This is a genomic window from Arthrobacter sp. H35-D1 (genome assembly GCF_030063185.1).
Classification (GTDB): Bacteria; Actinomycetota; Actinomycetes; order Actinomycetales; family Micrococcaceae; genus Specibacter.
In genome coordinates, this window is the sequence record NZ_JASISP010000015.1 from 17,839 (window position 1) to 36,469 (window position 18,631).

At 64.9% G+C, this 18,631-nt stretch carries 8 protein-coding genes; all 8 read left to right on the forward strand.

Annotated features, from left to right (window positions below):
• Window positions 1-188 precede the first annotated feature (188 nt).
• The 8 genes from QMG25_RS14145 to QMG25_RS14180 all read left to right on the forward strand — a co-directional run bounded on the left by QMG25_RS14145 (window position 189) and on the right by QMG25_RS14180 (window position 18,614).
• Window positions 189-6,308: an Ig-like domain-containing protein gene (locus QMG25_RS14145; RefSeq protein WP_283461283.1), complete on the forward strand. Its 6,120-nt coding sequence runs from the start codon at window positions 189-191 to the stop codon at window positions 6,306-6,308.
• A 241-nt stretch (window positions 6,309-6,549) separates the two neighbouring features.
• On the forward strand, window positions 6,550-7,521 hold the full coding sequence (locus QMG25_RS14150; protein WP_283461284.1) for an AAA family ATPase: 972 nt from the start codon (window positions 6,550-6,552) through the stop codon (window positions 7,519-7,521).
• 108 nt (window positions 7,522-7,629) lie between these two features.
• Window positions 7,630-8,961 (forward strand): DUF58 domain-containing protein, encoded by a 1,332-nt coding sequence (locus QMG25_RS14155; protein WP_283461285.1) that lies wholly within the window; start codon window positions 7,630-7,632, stop codon window positions 8,959-8,961.
• A complete protein-coding gene (locus QMG25_RS14160; RefSeq protein WP_283461286.1) occupies window positions 8,958-11,486 on the forward strand; it encodes a transglutaminaseTgpA domain-containing protein in 2,529 nt (842 codons plus the stop codon). Before QMG25_RS14155 ends, QMG25_RS14160 begins: the two co-directional genes overlap by 4 nt.
• 253 nt (window positions 11,487-11,739) lie before the next feature.
• Window positions 11,740-13,398 (forward strand): RDD family protein, encoded by a 1,659-nt coding sequence (locus tag QMG25_RS14165; protein WP_283461287.1) that lies wholly within the window; start codon window positions 11,740-11,742, stop codon window positions 13,396-13,398.
• Window positions 13,395-14,495 carry a PP2C family protein-serine/threonine phosphatase gene (locus QMG25_RS14170; protein WP_502866414.1) on the forward strand — a complete coding sequence of 367 codons (1,101 nt, stop codon included), beginning with the start codon at window positions 13,395-13,397 and terminating at the stop codon, window positions 14,493-14,495. The genes QMG25_RS14165 and QMG25_RS14170 overlap by 4 nt, the downstream gene beginning before the upstream one ends.
• Window positions 14,488-16,716 (forward strand): FHA domain-containing protein, encoded by a 2,229-nt coding sequence (locus QMG25_RS14175; protein WP_283461288.1) that lies wholly within the window; start codon window positions 14,488-14,490, stop codon window positions 16,714-16,716. The genes QMG25_RS14170 and QMG25_RS14175 overlap by 8 nt, the downstream gene beginning before the upstream one ends.
• Entirely contained in the window at window positions 16,713-18,614 is a 1,902-nt protein-coding gene (locus QMG25_RS14180) for a serine/threonine protein kinase (protein WP_283461289.1), read from the forward strand. Before QMG25_RS14175 ends, QMG25_RS14180 begins: the two co-directional genes overlap by 4 nt.
• Window positions 18,615-18,631 lie beyond the last annotated feature (17 nt).

Consider the following 18,631-nt stretch of genomic DNA (forward strand, 5'->3'; position numbering starts at 1 on the left):
CGCCGCCGCAATGGGGAGTTGTCCCGCAGGGCACAACTCCCCATTGCGGTGTTTGGCGGCATCGGGAAAACTGGCAGTGGCCCGAGGGTCGAATGCTGCGCCGCCGGCACCACAACTTAGACAGCACAACAGTTTTACAAGTTTCATCCAGCCGCTTCCAACCAACCGGCTGAGCTAAGGGTTTTTTCATGGCTTTAAACGTTTTCGCCCACCAGAACACGCGCAAACGGCTCTTTTCCGTTTCCGCCGCGGCGTTGATGGGCGCAGCCGTCGTCGCCGGCGCGCTGGTTTACCCTGGCTTCAGCACCGCCGATGTGGACCTGAACGACGGCAGCGTGTGGGTGACGAACCGCAACATCAACATGGTGGGCCACCTCAACGTCCCCTCCAAGGTCCTCGACGGCGGGTTCACCGCTACCACCGGCGGCTTCGACGTGCTCCAGGACGCCGGCACGGTGTTCATGGACAACGACTCCGGCACCCTGCTGAACCAGGTGGACGTGCCGGCCATGACGCTGACCCAGGACACAGCCTTGGGCGGGGCAAAGGCACTCTCCCTCGGCAGCGCCATCACCGTGGTCACCGACCCGGCCGCCGGCAAGGTCTGGGCCGTTCCCACCTCCGAGGCCGGCTCGTTCGATGAGAAAACCAGCAAACCCATCCTGGCGAAAATCAGCAACGCACGGGCCGCCGTCGCACTTTCAACGCACGACGGCGCCAGTCAAGTCTTCGTGCTCAACCCCCGCACCGCCGTGCTCACGCAGTCGACGGTGGGCGGCGACGGCAAGGTGGTCGAGGCCAAGGAAGACGCGGTGGACGGCTTGCCCGATTCCGGCAAGCTCGCCATGACGGTGGTGGGGGAGGAAGCCGTGGTGCTGGATCCCGACACCGGCACGCTGTTCCTGCCCGGCAACAAGCGCGTTGAAATCCCGGCCGCCAAGGGAGCGAAGCTGCAGCAACGCAGCGAAAAGAGCGACTTCGTGGCGCTGGAAACCGGCAACGCACTGGTGCTGCAGCCACTGGACGGCGGGCAGGCAACCACCCTGGACATCGGTTCGCTGGGCCAGCCCATTGCCCCGGTGCAGCAGGACGGCTGCGTCCACGGCGCCTGGAACGGCTCCAACCAATACCTCTTCCACTGCCCGGGCGGCGACTCCAAGCCCGTCGGCATTCCCAAGGCCACGGCGGCGTCGGAGCTTGTGTTCCGCAAGAACCGCGACGTGGTGGTGCTCAACGACATGGCCGGCGGCGACGTGTGGCTGGTCAACCAAAACTTGATGCTGGTGAACAATTGGGATGATCTCACAGTTGATGAGAAGAACGCCGACAACGCCGACAAGGACTCCTCCGACCCCAACGTGGTGAACACGCTGCCGGACCGGACCAAGCCCAACCGGCCGCCGCTGGCCGAACCGGACCGGTTTGGGGTCCGGGCCGGCAGCACCACCTTGCTGCCGGTGCTCTACAACGACTCCGACCCTGACGGCGACGTGCTGACAGTGCGGGACAGCGCCAGCGAGATCAAGGCCGGCGCCCTGCAAACCGTGTACGGCGGGACGGGACTGCAACTGGTGGTGCCCGCCGACGCTGCTGCCGGCACGGAAACGTTCAGCTACACCAACGACGACGGCCGCGGCGGCACCGCCACAGGCAACGTCAGCGTGCGCGTGGTGCCTGAGGCGGAAAACTCGGAGCCCGTTTCCATGCGCGCCACCACCATGGTGGTGGCGCAGGGTCAAACCATCAGCCAAAACGTGTTGGCCGACATGATCGACCCCGACGGCGACAGCATCTTCCTGGTCGGTGCCAGCACGGCGGAAGAAACCGGACAGGTGAAATTCACCCCCGACGGCGAGCTGAGCTACACCGACGACGGCTCCTCCAACGGCCTGCGCACCGTGACCATCAAGGTCTCGGACACCCGCTCCATCGTGGAAAAGAAGATCAAGATCAACGTCTTGCCTGCCGGCGGAGTGCCGCCGGTGGCCAACGCCGACTATGTGCGCGTGGTGGTGGGCCAAAGCGCCATCGTGGAGCCGCTGAAGAACGACCAGGATCCGCTCGGCGGGGAACTGCGCTTGGCCAGCGTGGACAAGCCGGACACCGGAACAGCATCCCCCATTGCCGACAACGGCACGTTCACCTTCACCTCGGACACGCTCGGCGCCAGCTACCTGAGCTACCAGGTCACCAACGGGCCGCAAAGCGCCACCGGCCTCATCCGCGTCGACGTGGTCCCGTCACAGGAAGACCTTGCCCCCATCGCCGTGAAAGACATGGCGCTGCTGCCGGTGGGTGGCACCGTCGTGGTGGATGTGCTGGGCAACGACACCGACCCAGCCGGCGGCGTGCTCGTGGCGCGTGGAGTGGACGTTCCTGAAAATGCCGGTGTCTCGGTGACGGTGCTTGAACACAACGTGGTGAAGATTACCGACATCCGCGACCCCGGCCTGCCTGTCACCGTCGGCTACACAGTCTCCAACGGCCAAGGTACCTCCACCGGTGCCATCTCCGTGGTTCGCATTCCCTCCGCGTCCACCCTGCAACCGCCCGTGGCGCGCCCCGACGTGGTCGATGTCCGTGCCGGGGACGTGGTGCGCATCCCCGTGCTTGACAACGATTTCGACCCCAACGGTGAAAAGCTCAAACGCCCCGAGATAGTTGATGCGCCCACTGCCGAGACCGGCAAGCTGTGGGTGGACCAGAACTCGCTGCGCTTTCTGGCCGGCGACACCGCCGGATCGGCAACGGCCATTTACCAGGTCACCAATGACTCGGGACAATCCGATTCGGCCTCCGTGACCATTAACATCGTTGCCGCAGACCCCGAGCGGAATCTGCCGCCGGCCCCGAAGAACGTTGAAGGCCGGGCGATCGCGGGCGGCCGGGCCAAGATCCAGATCCCGTTGGACGGCATTGACCCAGACGGCGATTCGGTCCAGCTTGCCGGGATCGACATTGCCCCCACACTCGGCACGGCCGTGGCAGGCAAGGGCTTTATTGTGTACACGGCGGCGGGGAACTCCGCCGGCACCGACAAATTCACCTACAAGGTCAGGGACCGCTTGGGCGCCGAAGCCATTGGCACGGTGGAGGTGGGCATTGCCCCGGAAGACTCCAGCAACCGCCCGCCCGCGGCCGACGACGACTTTATTTCCATGCGCCCCGGCCGCCAGGTGGCCCTTGACGTGGTGCTCAATGACTCCGATCCCGACGGCGACGCGCTGTTCGTGGTCAAGGACGGCTTCACCGGGCCCGAGGAGATGGCGCCTTCAGTAACGGAGCTGGGCCGGGTGCTGCTGACAAGTCCTGCCGCTCCCGGGATTGCCACCATGGGCTACACCGCGGGCGATCCAACGGGAGCCACTGCCACGGCGAACATCCGCATGACGGTCACCCCCGACGCGCCGCTGCGTGCTCCCATCGCCCGCGACGACGAAGTGACCATCTCGGAAGCGTTGGGGAAGAACACCGTGGACGTGCCGGTGTTGAAGAACGACGAGGACCCCGACGGCGTTGCCGAACAGCTCAAGGTGACGCTGGGGCTGCCCAACCCGAACGCGTCGGTGAATTCCGACGGGACGCTGCGCATCGCGCTGACGGCGGAATCCCAGATGGTGCCGTACACGGTCACCGACCAAGACGATCTCGCCTCCACCGCCATCGTCTGGGTGCCCGGTTTGGACGCCCAATACCCGGTGTTGGCCAGCAACGAGGTCATCAAGGTCCAGGCGGGGGAATCCGCCGTCGCCAAACTTTCCAAGTACGTCAAGGTGCGTGCCGGCCGGACGCCGCGGATCACCCAGGCGGACAAGGTGAAAATGATTGGTGCCGACGCCGCCAAGGCCGTCACGGCCGACGGCGCCGGGCTGAAATATGCTGCCAAGCTCGACTTTTATGGCCCCGGATCCATCACCTTCGAGGTCACCGACGGCACCGGCCCGGACGATCCCGACGGGCTCAAGTCCACGCTGACCATCATGACCGAGGTTGCTCCTGCCCCGGCGAAGAACCTGCCGCCGAAGCTGCAGGGCACTTCCCTTGCCGTGGCGCAGCTGGAATCCGGCACCGTGAACCTTGGGCTGCTGGCCAGCGACCCCGAGAAGGACGCGCTGAAATTTGCCCTGACCGGCGCCACGCCTGCGGGCCTTTCCGCCAAGCTCGACGGCGAAACCCTCACCGTGGAAGCGGGCAAGGATGCGGCGTTCGGCTCGGTGTCCACCGTGGGGATTTCGGTGGAGGACGGGCACAACCCGCCCGTGGAGGCGGCGGTGGGCGTGAACGTCACGTCGTCCACCAAGCCCAAGGCCGTGGCGAATGACGACTCGGTCCCGGACGCCCACGCCGGTCGGCTGGAAACAGTGCCGGTGCTGGTCAATGACGTCAACCCCTTCCCGGACACGCCCTTGAAGATTGTCAATGCCAAACTGACCACAGGCGCGCCCGGCACCCAAGTGGCCGTCGTGGGGGACCAAGTCAGCGTCCAAGCGCCGGAGGACTTTACCGGCAACGTGGTGGTGGGTTACACCGTGGAGGACAAGACGGGGGACCACGACCGCTGGGTTGAGGGCCGGGTCACCATGAAGGTGAAGGGCAAGCCGGCGGTTCCTTCGGTGGCGCTGGTGCAGGAGGTCAAGAATAAATCAGTGCTGTTGAAGTGGAACACGCCCGTTGACAACGGCTCGCCGCTGACCGGCTACACGGTCAAGCGCAGCGACGGAGTCACCCAGGAATGTGCCACCAACACCTGCCTGATTACCGGCTTGAAGAACGCCAAGCCGTACACCTTCAGCGTGAATGCGAAGAATGCGGTGGGGGAGTCCGCCTTCTCCAAGCCGTCCGCTTCGGCCACCCCGGACCAGCAGCCGGACAAGCCAGCGGCGCCCACCATTGCGCGCGGCGACACGCAGCTTGATGTCAGCTGGAGCACTCCCGTCGGGGAATACTCCCCGGTGAAGAAATTCAACGTTCAGATCTCCCCGGTGCCCGCCGGGCAGAACCCGCAGCGGACGGTTGGCCAGGTCAGCAAGCTCACCTGGAAGGGACTGACAAACGGCACCGAATACACCTTCCGTGTGCAGGCGGTGAACAACGCGCCCAAACCGTCGGCATGGAGCGAATACGCAGCCAGGCCCGGCAAGCCCGCCGGGAAGCCCTTTGCTCCGGCAGCACCCACCACCACCTTGCTTGACACAGTGGGAAACCAGAACCAGGTGCGGGTTAACTGGACCCAACCCAAGCTCAACGGCGGAGAGTTGAAGAAGTACACGTTGACCACCTACCTGGACGGTGCGGCGCAAAAGTCCACTACAACCACCACACGCAGCGCCACGGTCAGTTTGCCCAACGGCACCGGAAGCTACAGTTTCCGTGTGGCTGTTGCCACTGAAGTGGCGGCCTCGGACCGCAGCGCCCCGTCGGCCGGGCGGCGGTCGGTGAGCAAACCGGGAACGGTGGGCAGGGCGACCATCGCGCCGGCCAACACGGGAGCGGCCGGTGGCAGAATCACCGTCAACTTCACCCGGCTCAGCGGGCCCGGCTTGGGCGGATCCACGGCGGGGGAGATGAGCTATTACGCCAATGTGACCCCGGGCGGGAACAACATTCCCATTACGCCAGGGGGAAGCGTGTCTGCCAGCAACGGCAAGAACACCACGGTGACCGTCTACGCGAAGTCATCGGCTTTTGCTTCGGCAGGGAATGCCTCCACGCCCTCCAATGCAGTGAAGCCCTACGGGACGGCCGGTGCGGCGGGGCTCAGCGGAACGGACGGAAAAAAGGACAGCAAGAACGTCAGCTACGCATGGAGCATTCCCGGCGGCGCCGTGGACTCGGTGCGGGTCGAGGTTCGCATCAACCGCGGTGCCTGGTCCGCCAAGACCAGCAACGGCAGCGCCACCTTCAACACTGGAGGGTACGGCAAGACGGCCACGATTGAGGCACGGTCGGTGAACTCCATTGGCAAGTTCGGCCCCGTGAAAACGGTGAAGCCAAAGAGCGGAGCCAAAACTCCGCCACCGCCACCGAAGCCCACGTCCTGGACAGTGGAGGCGACGCCAAACCGAAGCTGCTTGGAGAAGGCATCCGGCAGCGGAGACCATTACACACCCGGCAGCCCCGCCAACTGCTCATCGCAGTGGCTGGAGGCCAAAACGCCGGTGCAGGTGAATTGCTACAAATATTGGGGCAGTGCAACCCAAGATCACAAGTGGTACCACATCACCACACCCGGTTACAGCGACTGGGGGTTTGTGAAGGCCCTGTCCACCAACCTGACAGCCGTGCCAGGCATGCCGGAGTGCAAGTGATGCCGGAGAGCCGCGGCCCGCAACTTTGGTCGCCGAGAACGGTGTGTTGTGACGCCGTTCTCGGCGGACGCAAGGCCTCGACAACGGGTTGTTCGTGCAGCGGGCGGATGAGATGGCCTGTGGCATCGTCGGCTGGCAGCGTTCGCGCCCCCTAATGGCAAGTAACACCAACTACTGGATAAACTAATGCAGGTTTGCCGTGTGCGGTGCACACGGCAACACGACTGAAAGAGGATGAACTATGTCCATGACGCCGGAACAGGCCACGTGGTTTGCAGGAACGTTTGAAAAACTGGTGGCCAACGTGGGCCAGGCGATCTTGGGCAAATCCCACGTCATCAGCCTGACGCTGTCCGCCATGCTTGCCGAAGGCCATGTCCTGTTTGAGGATGCTCCCGGCACGGGCAAGACCATGCTGGCCAGGGCGATTTCGGCGACGGTCAAGGGCACCAACTCGCGCATCCAGTTCACCCCCGACCTGTTGCCCTCCGACGTCACCGGCGTCATGATCTACGACCAGAAATCCCAGGAATTCGAATTCCACAAGGGACCCATCTTCGCAACCATCGTGTTGGCGGATGAGATCAACCGGGCCTCGCCCAAGACCCAGTCCGCACTGCTGGAAGTCATGGAAGAATCCCGGGTGACCATGGACGGCACCACGTATGAGACGGGCCGCCCGTTCATGGTGCTGGCCACCCAGAACCCCATTGAACAGGCCGGCACCTACCGCCTCCCGGAAGCCCAGCTGGACCGCTTCCTTGTCAAGACCTCCATTGGCTACCCGGACCACGCCTCCACCGTGCAGCTGCTCTCCGGTGCCAGCCAGCGTGACAGGACCTCGACGCTGCAGGCGATCATCACACCCCAGGCAGTCTCCGAGATGGCCGACCTTGCCGCCACCACGCACACCGATGCGGCCGTGCTGGAGTACATTTCCCGCCTGTGCGAAGAAACCCGCAGCGCTTCGGAAACCCGCTTGGGCGTTTCCGTCCGCGGTGCCATCGCCATGGTGCGCCTCGCCAAGGTCTGGGCCGCATCGAAGGGACGCAACTACGTCCTGCCCGACGACGTGAAAGAGCTCGCGCCCTACGTGTGGACGCACCGTTTCGTCATGGATCCGGAAGCTGAATTCGCCGGCGCCACCCCCGAGGTGGTCCTGGCACGCGTCTTGGCCGAAGTGGCAGCACCCCAGCAGCGGGCCTCTGTTTAGGCGTCACTGCAAGGTCTAGGCGTCACCGCACGGTGGTTTAGGCACGGCAGCACGGCAGCACGGCAAAAACGCCAGTTCGGCAACAGCACATTCAGGCAAAGGTTTAGCATGAGCATCAAATCCAGCGCGGAAAAGGTCGGGAACGTCCTCTCCCGGCCCTTCCACCGCGAAGGAACACCCACACGCCTGCACCCCGCGTCCTTGTGGCGTGAAGCGGGTGCGGTCGCCAAAATTTATGTGGGGCCCGTGTGGTCCAAAGTCACGGCTTGGTGCCGCCGCTACATTGCGCCCGGCCTGGCAACCATCAGCACCCTGGGCTTCGTGGTCCTTGGCGCGGCGCTGGTGCTGTGGATCCTGGGTGTCGCCTTTGGCTGGCAGGAAGCCAAGGTGGCAGGCCTGCTGGCCGTGGTGCTGTTGCTGATTGCCATCGCCTTCATCCTGGGCAAGTCCATGTATGCGGTGAAGCTGGATCTTGCCCGCACCCGCGTCGCCGTGGGCGACAACGCCGTGGGCAGCATCGCCGTCGCCAACACCTCCGCACGCACCGTGCTGCCGGCCGCCGTCGAACTTCCCGTGGGCCAGGCCACTGCGCTGTTTCACCTGCCGCGCATGAAGACCGGCGAAATTCACGAGGATCTTTTCACCATCCCCACCACCCGCCGCGCCGTCATCACCGTGGGCCCCGTGCGTTCCGTGCGCGCGGACCCCCTGCACTTGCTGCGCCGCCAGCTGTTGTGGACCGATCCCACCGATCTTTATGTGCACCCCCGCACCACCTCCCTTGACGGGCCCGCCGCAGGATTCCTGAAGGACCTCGAGGGCCTGACCACCCGTGACCTGTCCAGCTCGGACATCGCCTTCCATGCCTTGCGCGACTATGTTCCGGGCGACGACCGCCGCCACATCCACTGGAAAACCACCGCACGCACCGGCAAGCTCATGGTGCGCCAATTCGACGAGACGCGCCGCTCCCACATGGCTGTCGCCCTGTCGATCAACACCGATGAATACGAGCACGACGACGATTTCGAGTTGGCGATTTCGGCCGCGGCCTCGCTGGGCCGCCAGGCCATCAAGGAAAACCGCGAGCTGAGCGTCCTGACCCAGCGCGGGCCCATGCACTGTGAAACAGGCAAGAACCTCCTCGACGACATGACCCGAGTGCAGGGCTTCAACCGCCGCGGCACCACCGTTGACTTGGCCCGCACCCTCTCCGACGCCGTCCCCAACGCCTCGGTGGTGTTCCTTGTGGTCGGTTCGAAGGTGACACCGGCCCAGCTGCGCAGTGCGGCCGCCGCGGTGCCGCCTGGCGTCCGCGCCTTTGCCGTGCGTTGCTACACGGGGGCGCACGCGGGACGTGCCAACATTGCCGATCTGACCGTCCTGACGCTGGGCGACCTTGATGATCTGGCCCTCGTACTGAGAAAGGCTGTCGCATGAGCGCCCGCAGGAGCGCGGCAGCACAGCCGCAGGAAAAGTCCGCCGCAGCACCGCGCGGCCCTTCCGCCTTCAGCGGCGGACGCCTCTGGTGGCACTTCTTGATTGACGCCGGTGTGCTGGCCGTCCTGCTCGGCATCGGCGTCCTGGGGTTTGGCCCCACTTTCGGCCACGACCCCCTCTACCTGGTGGCCGGCTTTGGCGGCATTGTGCTGGGCCTTGGCGTGGCGGCCTTGGGTGCGCACTGGCGGCTGGGCCTCATCACCATGGTGGGGCTGGCCTTCATGGTGTACATGCTCTTTGGCAGCGCCTTGGCCGCAAGCCACGAGGCCATCCTTGGGTTTATCCCCGGCCTGTCCTCCCTGCGCGGCTTGCTGCTGGGCATCATGCTGTCCTGGAAGCAGATATTGACCCTTGCCGCACCGGTGGGGACAAGTGTTGATGTCCTTGTGGTTCCGTATCTTGCCGCCTTCCTGGCGGCCGTGGGTGCCGGTACCTTGGCATGGCGGCTGCGCAGCGCGTATTGGGCAGTGCTTCCGGTGGTGGCCTTCTTCGCCACGGCCATCCTTTTTGGCACGGCCGAGCTCTTCCTGCCCGTCCTGCGCGGATCGCTGCTGGCAATTGTCGCCATCGCGTGGCTGGCCTACCGGCATGAACTGCTGCGCCGGGAAATGGCAGGCGCCATTTCCGCCAATCAGCAGGTTCAGGACAAGGACAGTGCACGGACAGCTTTTCTGCGCCGGATCGGGATGGCCGCCGGGGTCATTCTGGTGGCCGGCGCCGTCACCATGGCGGCCGCGCCCGTCTTGACCTCAAGTGCGAGTCGCGAGGTGCTGCGCGACACCGTGATTCCGCCCCCGGATTTGCATGAACTCCCGTCGCCGCTGACCAAGTTCCGGGATTACGTCAAGAATGAAAAGGACACCGTCCTCTTCGACGTTTCGGGCCTGCCCAAGAACGGCCGCGTGCGCGTGGCGGCCATGGACAACTACGACGGCGTCGTGTTCAACGTGGACCCCAACAGCTCGGCCTCCTTCGCACCGATCGGCGATCCCAAGTCGCTGAACCAGGGCGGGGAGGGCGCCGGGTCCGACGTCGGGCTGGTCATCGACGGCTACACGGGCGTCTGGATTCCCAGCCTCTCCGTGGCGCACAGCCTTAGCTATGAAAGCGCCCAGGGGGAGACCCCGACGCTGTACCTGAACACGGAATCCGGCACGGCGCTGAATCTTGAAAGCGTGGCCAAGGGCGATTCGTACTCCATGGACGTGCAGTTCCCCACCGTTGAGGCAAACAAGTTGGCCGGCTCCGACTTTGGCTCCGTGCGCCTGCCCAAGCTGGATAATGTGCCGCAGGTTGTTGCCACCAAGGCCAACGAGATTGTGGGCGAGGCGGACACCCCGCTGAAGAAGGTCCAGGCGTTGGAGGGGGCACTGCAGCGCGAAGGCAAGTTCAGCAACGGTCTTGACGGGCAGACGCCCTCCAACTCGGGCCACAGTGCCGCGCGCATCACCAAGCTGCTCAGCGGCAAGGAGATGGTGGGCGACGACGAGCAGTACGCCACCGCCATGGTGCTGATGGCCCGCCACCTGGGTATTCCCGCACGCGTGGTCATGGGCTTCTACCTTGATGAGAAGGACCCTGCCAATGGTGCGCAGGACGTGAAAATCAAGGGAGCGGACGTCCATGCCTGGGTTGAAGTGAACTTCGCCGGACAGGGTTGGGTTCCGTTCTTCCCGACGCCGGACAAGGACCATGTGCCGAACCCGCCTGAGCCGCAAAATGCGTCAAAGCCGAAACCGCAGGTCCTCCAGCCTCCGCCCCCGCCGCAGGAACCGGCCGAACTGCCCCCGGACAGTGCACCCGACGCCCTCGACACTGACGGCAAAAAGGACGAGCAGGCCGGCATCTTTGGCACCATCTTGATGATCGTGGGAGTGGCAGCCATTCCGATCCTTATTATCGCCCTGCCGTTGATCCTCGTGGTGGTGCTGAAAACACGTCGGCGGAAGAGGCGCCTTACCACGGGTATGCCCAGCGACCGGGTGGGCGGCGGTTGGTCCGAGGTGCTTAGCCTGGCCACGGACCTCGGCGCCGGCGTCGACGGCAAGGGGACCCGGAGGGAGAGTGCCGTTTCGCTCACCAGCGCCTTCCCCGCCAGCCAAAGCACGACGGTGTTGCTCGCCGAGCGCGCCGACGCCGCCATCTTCGGCCCCGGCCAACCCAGCGAAGAGGACGTTGCCAGTTATTGGGAAAACGTGGACCAATCCGTCAAGGGCATGGGCGATTCGGTAGGATTCTGGAAGCGGCAGCGGGCAAAGTTCTCCCCGAGGTCGCTGCTGGCAGACATGAAGGCGCGGGCCCGGACCAAGGCTCGCGACCGCAATTTGCGGGCCGGCGACCAAGCGAACAGCAGTGCAGGAAATACCGGTGCAGGAAATACTGGTGCAGGCAACGCCGGTGCCGGCAATGAACCGGGCGGAATGGCGATACGCGCCAAACTGACCCGGATGATGAAGAAGTCCTAAGAAGGGTACTAAGCAAATGGCGCAAAAAGTGGCGGATCCCTGCCGGAACTGCGGGGCGGCACTGGCACAGGGTGCTGCCTTCTGCACTTTGTGCGGGACCACGGTGACAAACCGCGCGGCGTCCCCGGCGGCTGCTTCGGTGCCTTTGGGAAACTCTGCACCTTCGGGGAGCCATGCGGTTTCCGGGAGCTCCGCGGGCACTTCTTCCGGTCGCCCGGGTGGAGGCCACGGATCCCTTCCAGGCATCGTTTCCGTGGGCACCTCGTCTACCCAACCATTGGTGGCGCCGCGCCAAATGGGTGTTGACCCGAGGATCGCCGCCGCAACGGCCTTGGCCCCTGGAGGGGCCGGTCGCCGGCTTGCCGCCAAGATCATCGACGGCGTTCTGCCCGCTATTTTGTATGGTGTGGCCGCTGGAATCGGTGCGAGCCTCATCAGGGTCACCCAGGTGGGGGAGTTTGCCCAAGTGGACTTTTCCTGGCTGCTGATCCTGTTGGGCATTGCCAGCGTCTTGTCCCTCGGTTACGCCATTTGGCTGTGGCTGTGGGAGGCAAAGTCGGGGAAAACTCCCGGCAATCTCATGGTTGGGCTGCGCACCACCAACATGGAGGGGCATCCGGCCGGTGTGGTGGCCATCTTCCTGCGTCAGTTGATTATTGTTGTCAGCTCCATTGTTCCCATCATCGGCCCCGTGCTGGTGACCATTTCCAACACCTGGGATGCGAATGAGAAGAAGCAGGGCTGGCACGACAAAGTCGCCAACACGCTCGTCTTTAACATAAAAGCCGGCCGCAATCCCTTGGAAACCGGCGGCATCGCCGAGCGGGCCGACTTCGTTCCGGCAGCGGTGCCCACCATTTCAGAGGTGCGCTCGCCACTCGCCCGTCCAGCACAGGGAAGTCAAACTCAGGGCGGTCAGTGGCAGGGGGGTCAAACTCAGGGCGGTCAGTGGCAGGGGGGTCAAACTCAGGGCGGTCAGTGGCAGGGAGGTCAAACACAGGGCGGTCAAAATCCGGGAGAAGCAGCCCCGGCAGCCCCGCCTGCTCGCGGCGGACGACGGAAGCGAAAGGCTGCCGCGGATCCCTTTGCGCCAGCGGTGGTGCAGTTCCACGGCCAGCAGGGACAGCCCGGCCAGCCGACGCCCTGCCAGCAGGAGCAAACCGGCCGGACAGCTCCCGCCCAAACGTTCCCGACCCAACCGATGCCCGACGAGCAAGGCCAGCAAGGCCAGCATGGCCGGCCGGGCCCTGCCCAGCCGATGCAACAGGGCAATCCTTTCGCGCCGCCGTCGTCGCCCCAGGCAGGGAACCCCCAGGCAGGGAACCCACAGCCGCTGAGCCCGGTGGATCAGGGCCCCATTACCGCGGTGCCGGGCTTTTCCCGCGCTGCCCAGCCTGCTCCTGCCCAACCCGCTCATCCCCAGCCTCAGCCCCACAGCCAGCAGTTCCGGCAGGACCAGCCGCCTGCCGGACAGCCGCCTGCCGGACAGACTTACAGTCAGCAACAGGCACCGCCGATACCCCAAGCAGCCCATGACGACGACGCCGCAGGGGAGACCCGGATACGTCCTGTGGGCGTGCAGTCGGTCCTGCGCCTGAACTTTGACGACGGCCACTTCGAGGACGTCGGCACGGTGGCACTGATCGGACGCAACCCTGCCGGATACGATGGTGAGATGATTTCCCGTCTTATCTCCGTTCAGGACTCCAGCCGATCCGTGTCCAAGACACATTTGCATGTGCGCATCGGCGCTGAAGGCTTGTGGGTGACTGACCGGAATTCCACCAACGGCAGTTCCCTCAGCGATGCCAATGGCATGGAAACTGCGCTGGTTGGCGGTACGCCCGCCCTCGCCGAAATCGGCTCCCGCGTCCACTTCGGGGACCGCTCGTTTGTGGTGGGCCACCCGTGACCCCGGTAGAAAGCGGCCCGGTAGAAAGCGGACCGGGTGAAAGCGGGCCGGGTGAAAACGGCCCGGTAGAAAACGGCCCGGGTGAAACTGCTTCCGGCGAACGGCACTCGGGTGTCACGCTCAGTATCGGCTTTGGCACCGACCGGGGCCTGCGCCGGGAACTCAACGAGGATTCCTTCATTGCCGCCGACCCGCTCTTCAGCGTCGCCGACGGCATGGGCGGCCACGAGGCAGGCGAGGTTGCCAGCCGCGAGTGCATCAGTGTCTTGAGCACCCAGAGCTTTCTGAGCGCAGGCTCCCGGGAGGCAACGGCGTCGGACTTGCAACAGGCCCTGCGCCAAGCCGATGCCCGAATCCGTGAAATCTCCAACGCCCGCGCCGGCACCACAGTCACCGGAGTGGTCTTGGTGGAGGAACGCGGCGTGCCGTACTGGCTCGTTTTCAACGTGGGCGACTCGCGCACCTACCGGCTGAGCCAAGGCAAGCTTTCCCAGGTCAGCGTGGACCATTCCGAAGTGCAGGAGATGGTGGACAACGGTCTCATCAGCGCCGAGGAAGCGTTGACCCATCCGCGGCGCCATGTGGTGACGCGCGCACTGGGTGCAGGCTCGGACACGGAACCGGACTTTTGGCTGGTACCGGTGGAAGAGGGCGACAGGATGCTTGTGTGCTCCGACGGTCTCTCCGGCGAGCTGGGCGACAGCGCGATCCACCGGGTATTGGGCACCCTGCGGCACCCCCAGGATGCGGTGGATGCGCTCATTCAGGCGGCCTTGCGCTCCGGCGGGCGGGACAACATCACGGTGTTGGTGGTCGATGCCAACAATGTCAGCGGCGGGGTGGGGGAGGATACCCTCAGCAACGAAGAGTCGGCCCCGTCCGCCGAAGAGAACACGCTGCCGCGCATGCTGGCGGCGGAGGAAACCCCCAGCCGGCAGCCGCTGGAACCGGCCCGGGAAGATGTTCTTGAAGGCATCCCCGAAGCTGTCCGGAACCCTGCAACCAGCAGCCCCGAAGCATCCACGCCCCCGTCCGCTCCATCTGCTGCCGAGCACCACACACCCGCAGACCCCTTGCACCAGGAGAATCATGGTTAGCACCACGTACAGAACAGGTTCCTGGCTGGGAATCGTACGCAACGGATCCGTCATTGTCCTGGAAGGGCAGACCGACCCGGCCATTGTCCACCACCTGTGGGATTTCCTTGGCCGGCAGCCCACCATCCACGGCGTCCTGAACGAGGTCACGGAGAAATTCGGCACCGGGCTCACCGGCCTGCCCGACTTTGCCATTGTGGTCCAAAGCGACCGCCTGCACGCGATTTTGCGCGGCGACATCACACTGCTGGCCCGCACTGGGGACGCTGAGGACATGGTCTCCGGACGCGATGTCACCACCTGGAGCGAGCGCTCGCTGTCGCTGCCCGAGACGTTCGTGCTGACCCTGGCCGAGCCCGAGGCCGGCGAGTCCCTCCTGCTGCCAGTCGGCGAGGCGGTAGTGCCGTTGCAGTTGTTGAGCATGGACATCGAGGTTCCTGCCGGACCTTCCACGCACGACGGCGGGCAGCTTGCGTCCGCTACCATCGCGCCGGCCGCCGCGCCAACAGCAGGCAACGGCGATTTTGCCCACGACGGCATTTCCCTGCACCAGGGCGAGGGGCGGGAGACTGCCATCTTCGCGCCGGCCGACAGCCGGCTTGACGGGGATCAAACTGCAGGGGTTCAGGTCGGCGCGGACCGGGCCGATGCGAAAGAGCCTGCCGGCCAGGATTTGACTGGGCAGGATTTTGCCGAGCAAGATTTGGCTGGGCAGGATTTGGCCGAGCAAGATTTGGCCGAGCAAGATTTGGCCGATGCGAAAGAGCCTGCCGGCCAGAATTTGGCTGGGCAGGATTTTGCGGGGCAGCAGCCTGGCGAGGAGGCGGACGATGAAGAGTACGCCGGTTTCGCCATGGCTGCGGCGGCTGCCGATGCCGAATGGAACGCCCAGCTGGCCCCCGTGGGTGTTTCCGCCGGAGCTGAAACCGACCTGAACCTGACCATCCGCCCCGAGAACGCAGACGACGAACAGGCAGACGACGAGGAACAGCCCGTCGCAGCGGACCCCGTGGATCTGGATCCTGACAACCCGGAATCAGCAGAGGCGGCCCCTGAAGGCCTGGCTGTTGATGGCGTGGCTGCTGAAGACTTGGAACGGGACGAAGCGGAACTGCACGCGCGGGAACAGGACGAGCAGGGACAGGCAGAACAGCCAGCCCATCCGGCCCCGCATGTGTCCGAAGCAGCGCTGGAAACTGCCGAAGAAGGGTTCACCACCAACTACGACTATCTTTTCGGTGCCACCATCGCCAAGAGTGTTGAAGACGCGGCCGTGCGCCTTGACGAAGACGGCCAGCCCGTCCAGCCGAGTGCCGACCCCGTCATGCCACCGCTGCCGCCCCTGCCGCCGGTTGCCGGCAACAGCGCAGGGCATCCCCAGGATTCCGGTGCACCTGCCGCACAGGATACGGCGCAGCACCCGGAACAACCCGTCGGGGAGCAAGCAGTCGCAGCCCATGGGGATGGCTGGGAGCCTGCGGGCCTGCTGATCGACTCCGTCCCGTGGGGGAAAACCGCAGCAGCCGCAGTGCCGGCCCCGGCGTCTGCCGACGCGTTGGAATCACCGGCCAGCGTGTCCGCGCCGCCGGCCAATGGGTCCTTCGCACCAACGAATGAGCGTTCATCGGAGTCCAACGACCCCGACCATTTCGAGCCGGCCCATTTCGATCCCGACCATGACGGCAACACGCTCATGCGCAGCGATGTCACTGACCCGCAGTCCCAAGCTGCCGAGGAGCCATTGGAATCGCGTCCTCCCACCGGTCCCATGGTTTTGGCACGCATGTGCCCCCACGGACATGCCAACCCGCCCAGCCGTTCGCAATGCTCGGACTGCGGTGCCTCCATCAACTCCGAACCGCGTGAAGTGGGCCGCCCGCGGCTGGGCAGCATGCATATTTCAAGCGGTGAAGTGGTTGAACTCGACCACTCGCTCGTCATTGGCCGCCAGCCTTCCGTGTCCCGCGTCATGGGTGGTGCCATGCCCCGGCTGGTCCAGGTCAAGAGCGGAAACGACGATATTTCACGCTCGCACGTGGAAGTTCGCCTCGACGGCTGGGATGTGCTGTTGGTGGATCTCAAGGCCACCAACGGCACAGTGCTGGTCCGCGAGGGCCAGGCACCGCGACGCTTGAGCCAGGGAGAGGAAGCGATTTTGCTCAACGGGGACATTGCCGAACTGGGCGACGGTGTGTCGCTGCTCTTCGACGGTCTGCTGTGAGTGCCAGGCGTGCGCCGGCAGCACCCCCTCCGCTGCCGGGCTACAGGTTTGTCTCAGTGCTGGGTTCGGGCGGTTTTTCCGATGTCTACCTGTACGAACAGGACAGGCCGCGGCGCAAGGTAGCGGTCAAGGTGCTCACGGCAGACCTCAAGACCGAGGGCGCACGGGCCAGCTTCGAGTCCGAGGCCAACCTCATGGCACAGTTGTCGGCCCACCCCTACATCGTCACCATTTTCGAAGCCGAAATCACCGACTCGGGGCACTCCTACCTGGCCATGGAATACTGCTCCCGGCCAAGCCTTGACATGCAGTACCGGCAGGGCAGGTTCAGTGCCGACAAAGCCTTGGAGATTGGTATTCAGGTGGCCTCCGCCGTGGAAACGGCGCATCGGGCCGGCATTGCACACCGGGACATCAAGCCTGCCAACGTGCTTGTCACCGACTACAACCGTCCGGCCCTGACCGACTTTGGCATCTCCGGCACCGTGGACTCCGCACAAAACGACGGCGGTGGAATGTCCATTCCGTGGTCGCCGCCGGAATCATTTGCAGCTGGTGCCACCGACGGCGTCAAGGTCGATATTTGGGCCTTGGGCGCCACCATCTACACCCTGCTGGCCGGACATTCGCCGTTTGTCATTCCCGGTGCCGACAACTCGCAGCGCCAGTTGACGGACAGGATCGGCTCTGCGGCGCTGCCGCGGTTGGGCCGGGCCGATGTTCCGGAGGCGCTGGAACTTGTTTTGGCCACGGCCATGGCCAAATCGCCCAATTCCCGCTATCGCACGGCCAAGGACTTTGCCCGTGCGTTGATGCGCGTGCAGGCCGACTTGAACTTGTCCGTCACGCCCTTTGAGGTGCAGGAAGAAGTGGTTGCCCACGCACCGCGGACCGGAGACACCAGCACCGAAGACACCAGTGAAGCCACCCGGGTGCGCAGCATTGTCTCCATTGATCCCGAAGCCGGCAACTCAAACGCGAGCTTTCCGACCCACTCCGGAACCGGGAAAACAAGCTCGGGACAGCCAAGTCCAAGAAAGCCCGGTACGGGGGCGCCCGCTGCCGGCAGTGCAAACACTGGGACCGGCAACGGGGGTGCACCCTTCTCCGGCCCGCCGCAGGTCAACACGGTTCCCGGCGTTGCAGGGTCCACCACGAGTCTTACCCGGAACGGTCAAACGGTGCCGTCTGCATCGCCCGGCACACCGAATCCGGCCGCTGGCAATGGCCCCGGCTCCTCCGCCAACGGCTTCACGGAGAACGATTCCACCGGCAACGGTTCCACCGATACGGCGGGCGGGCCCACCGTTGGCAAAAGCCATTCACAGGTAGCTTCGCCCACCGAATGGAACGACTCCGCTGCCCGCCGACCGGAGACCCGTTCCCACGACTTTGTGTTGGACTCCACTGTCCAACGCGGGGAACTGCTTCAGCCGGTGCCGGCCGGACGGGAATCGGCAGGGCCCGATCAAGGTGCGCCTGCGGGGAAGAAACGCTTGTGGCTGGGACTGGGCTCGGGGCTGGTGCTCGCGGCCGCCGTCGTGGTTGGCCTTGTGGTGTTCATCAATGTCGGTGCCCCGGACAAGGCGGAAACCGTGGCGGAACAGACAGCAACGCCACCGCCGGCGCTTGTCATCGGCGCGGAGGTGCCGCCGGTCACCGAGCTGACGGCGGCGCCGAAGAACGGCGGTTCCGAATGGTCCTGGACCAACCCGGACCCGGAAGCCGGCGACAAATACCTCTGGGCCTCCGTCAGCGCCGTTGATTCGGGCGTGCCGAAACCGACCACCGACACCAGGGTTTTTGTTGTCAACGGGCCCAACGAACAGTCCTGCATCTCAGTGAAACTAGTGCGCAAGAACGGCCAGACTTCGCCGGAGCTGAAGAAGTGCTCGTAAGGACCACCGAAACCACC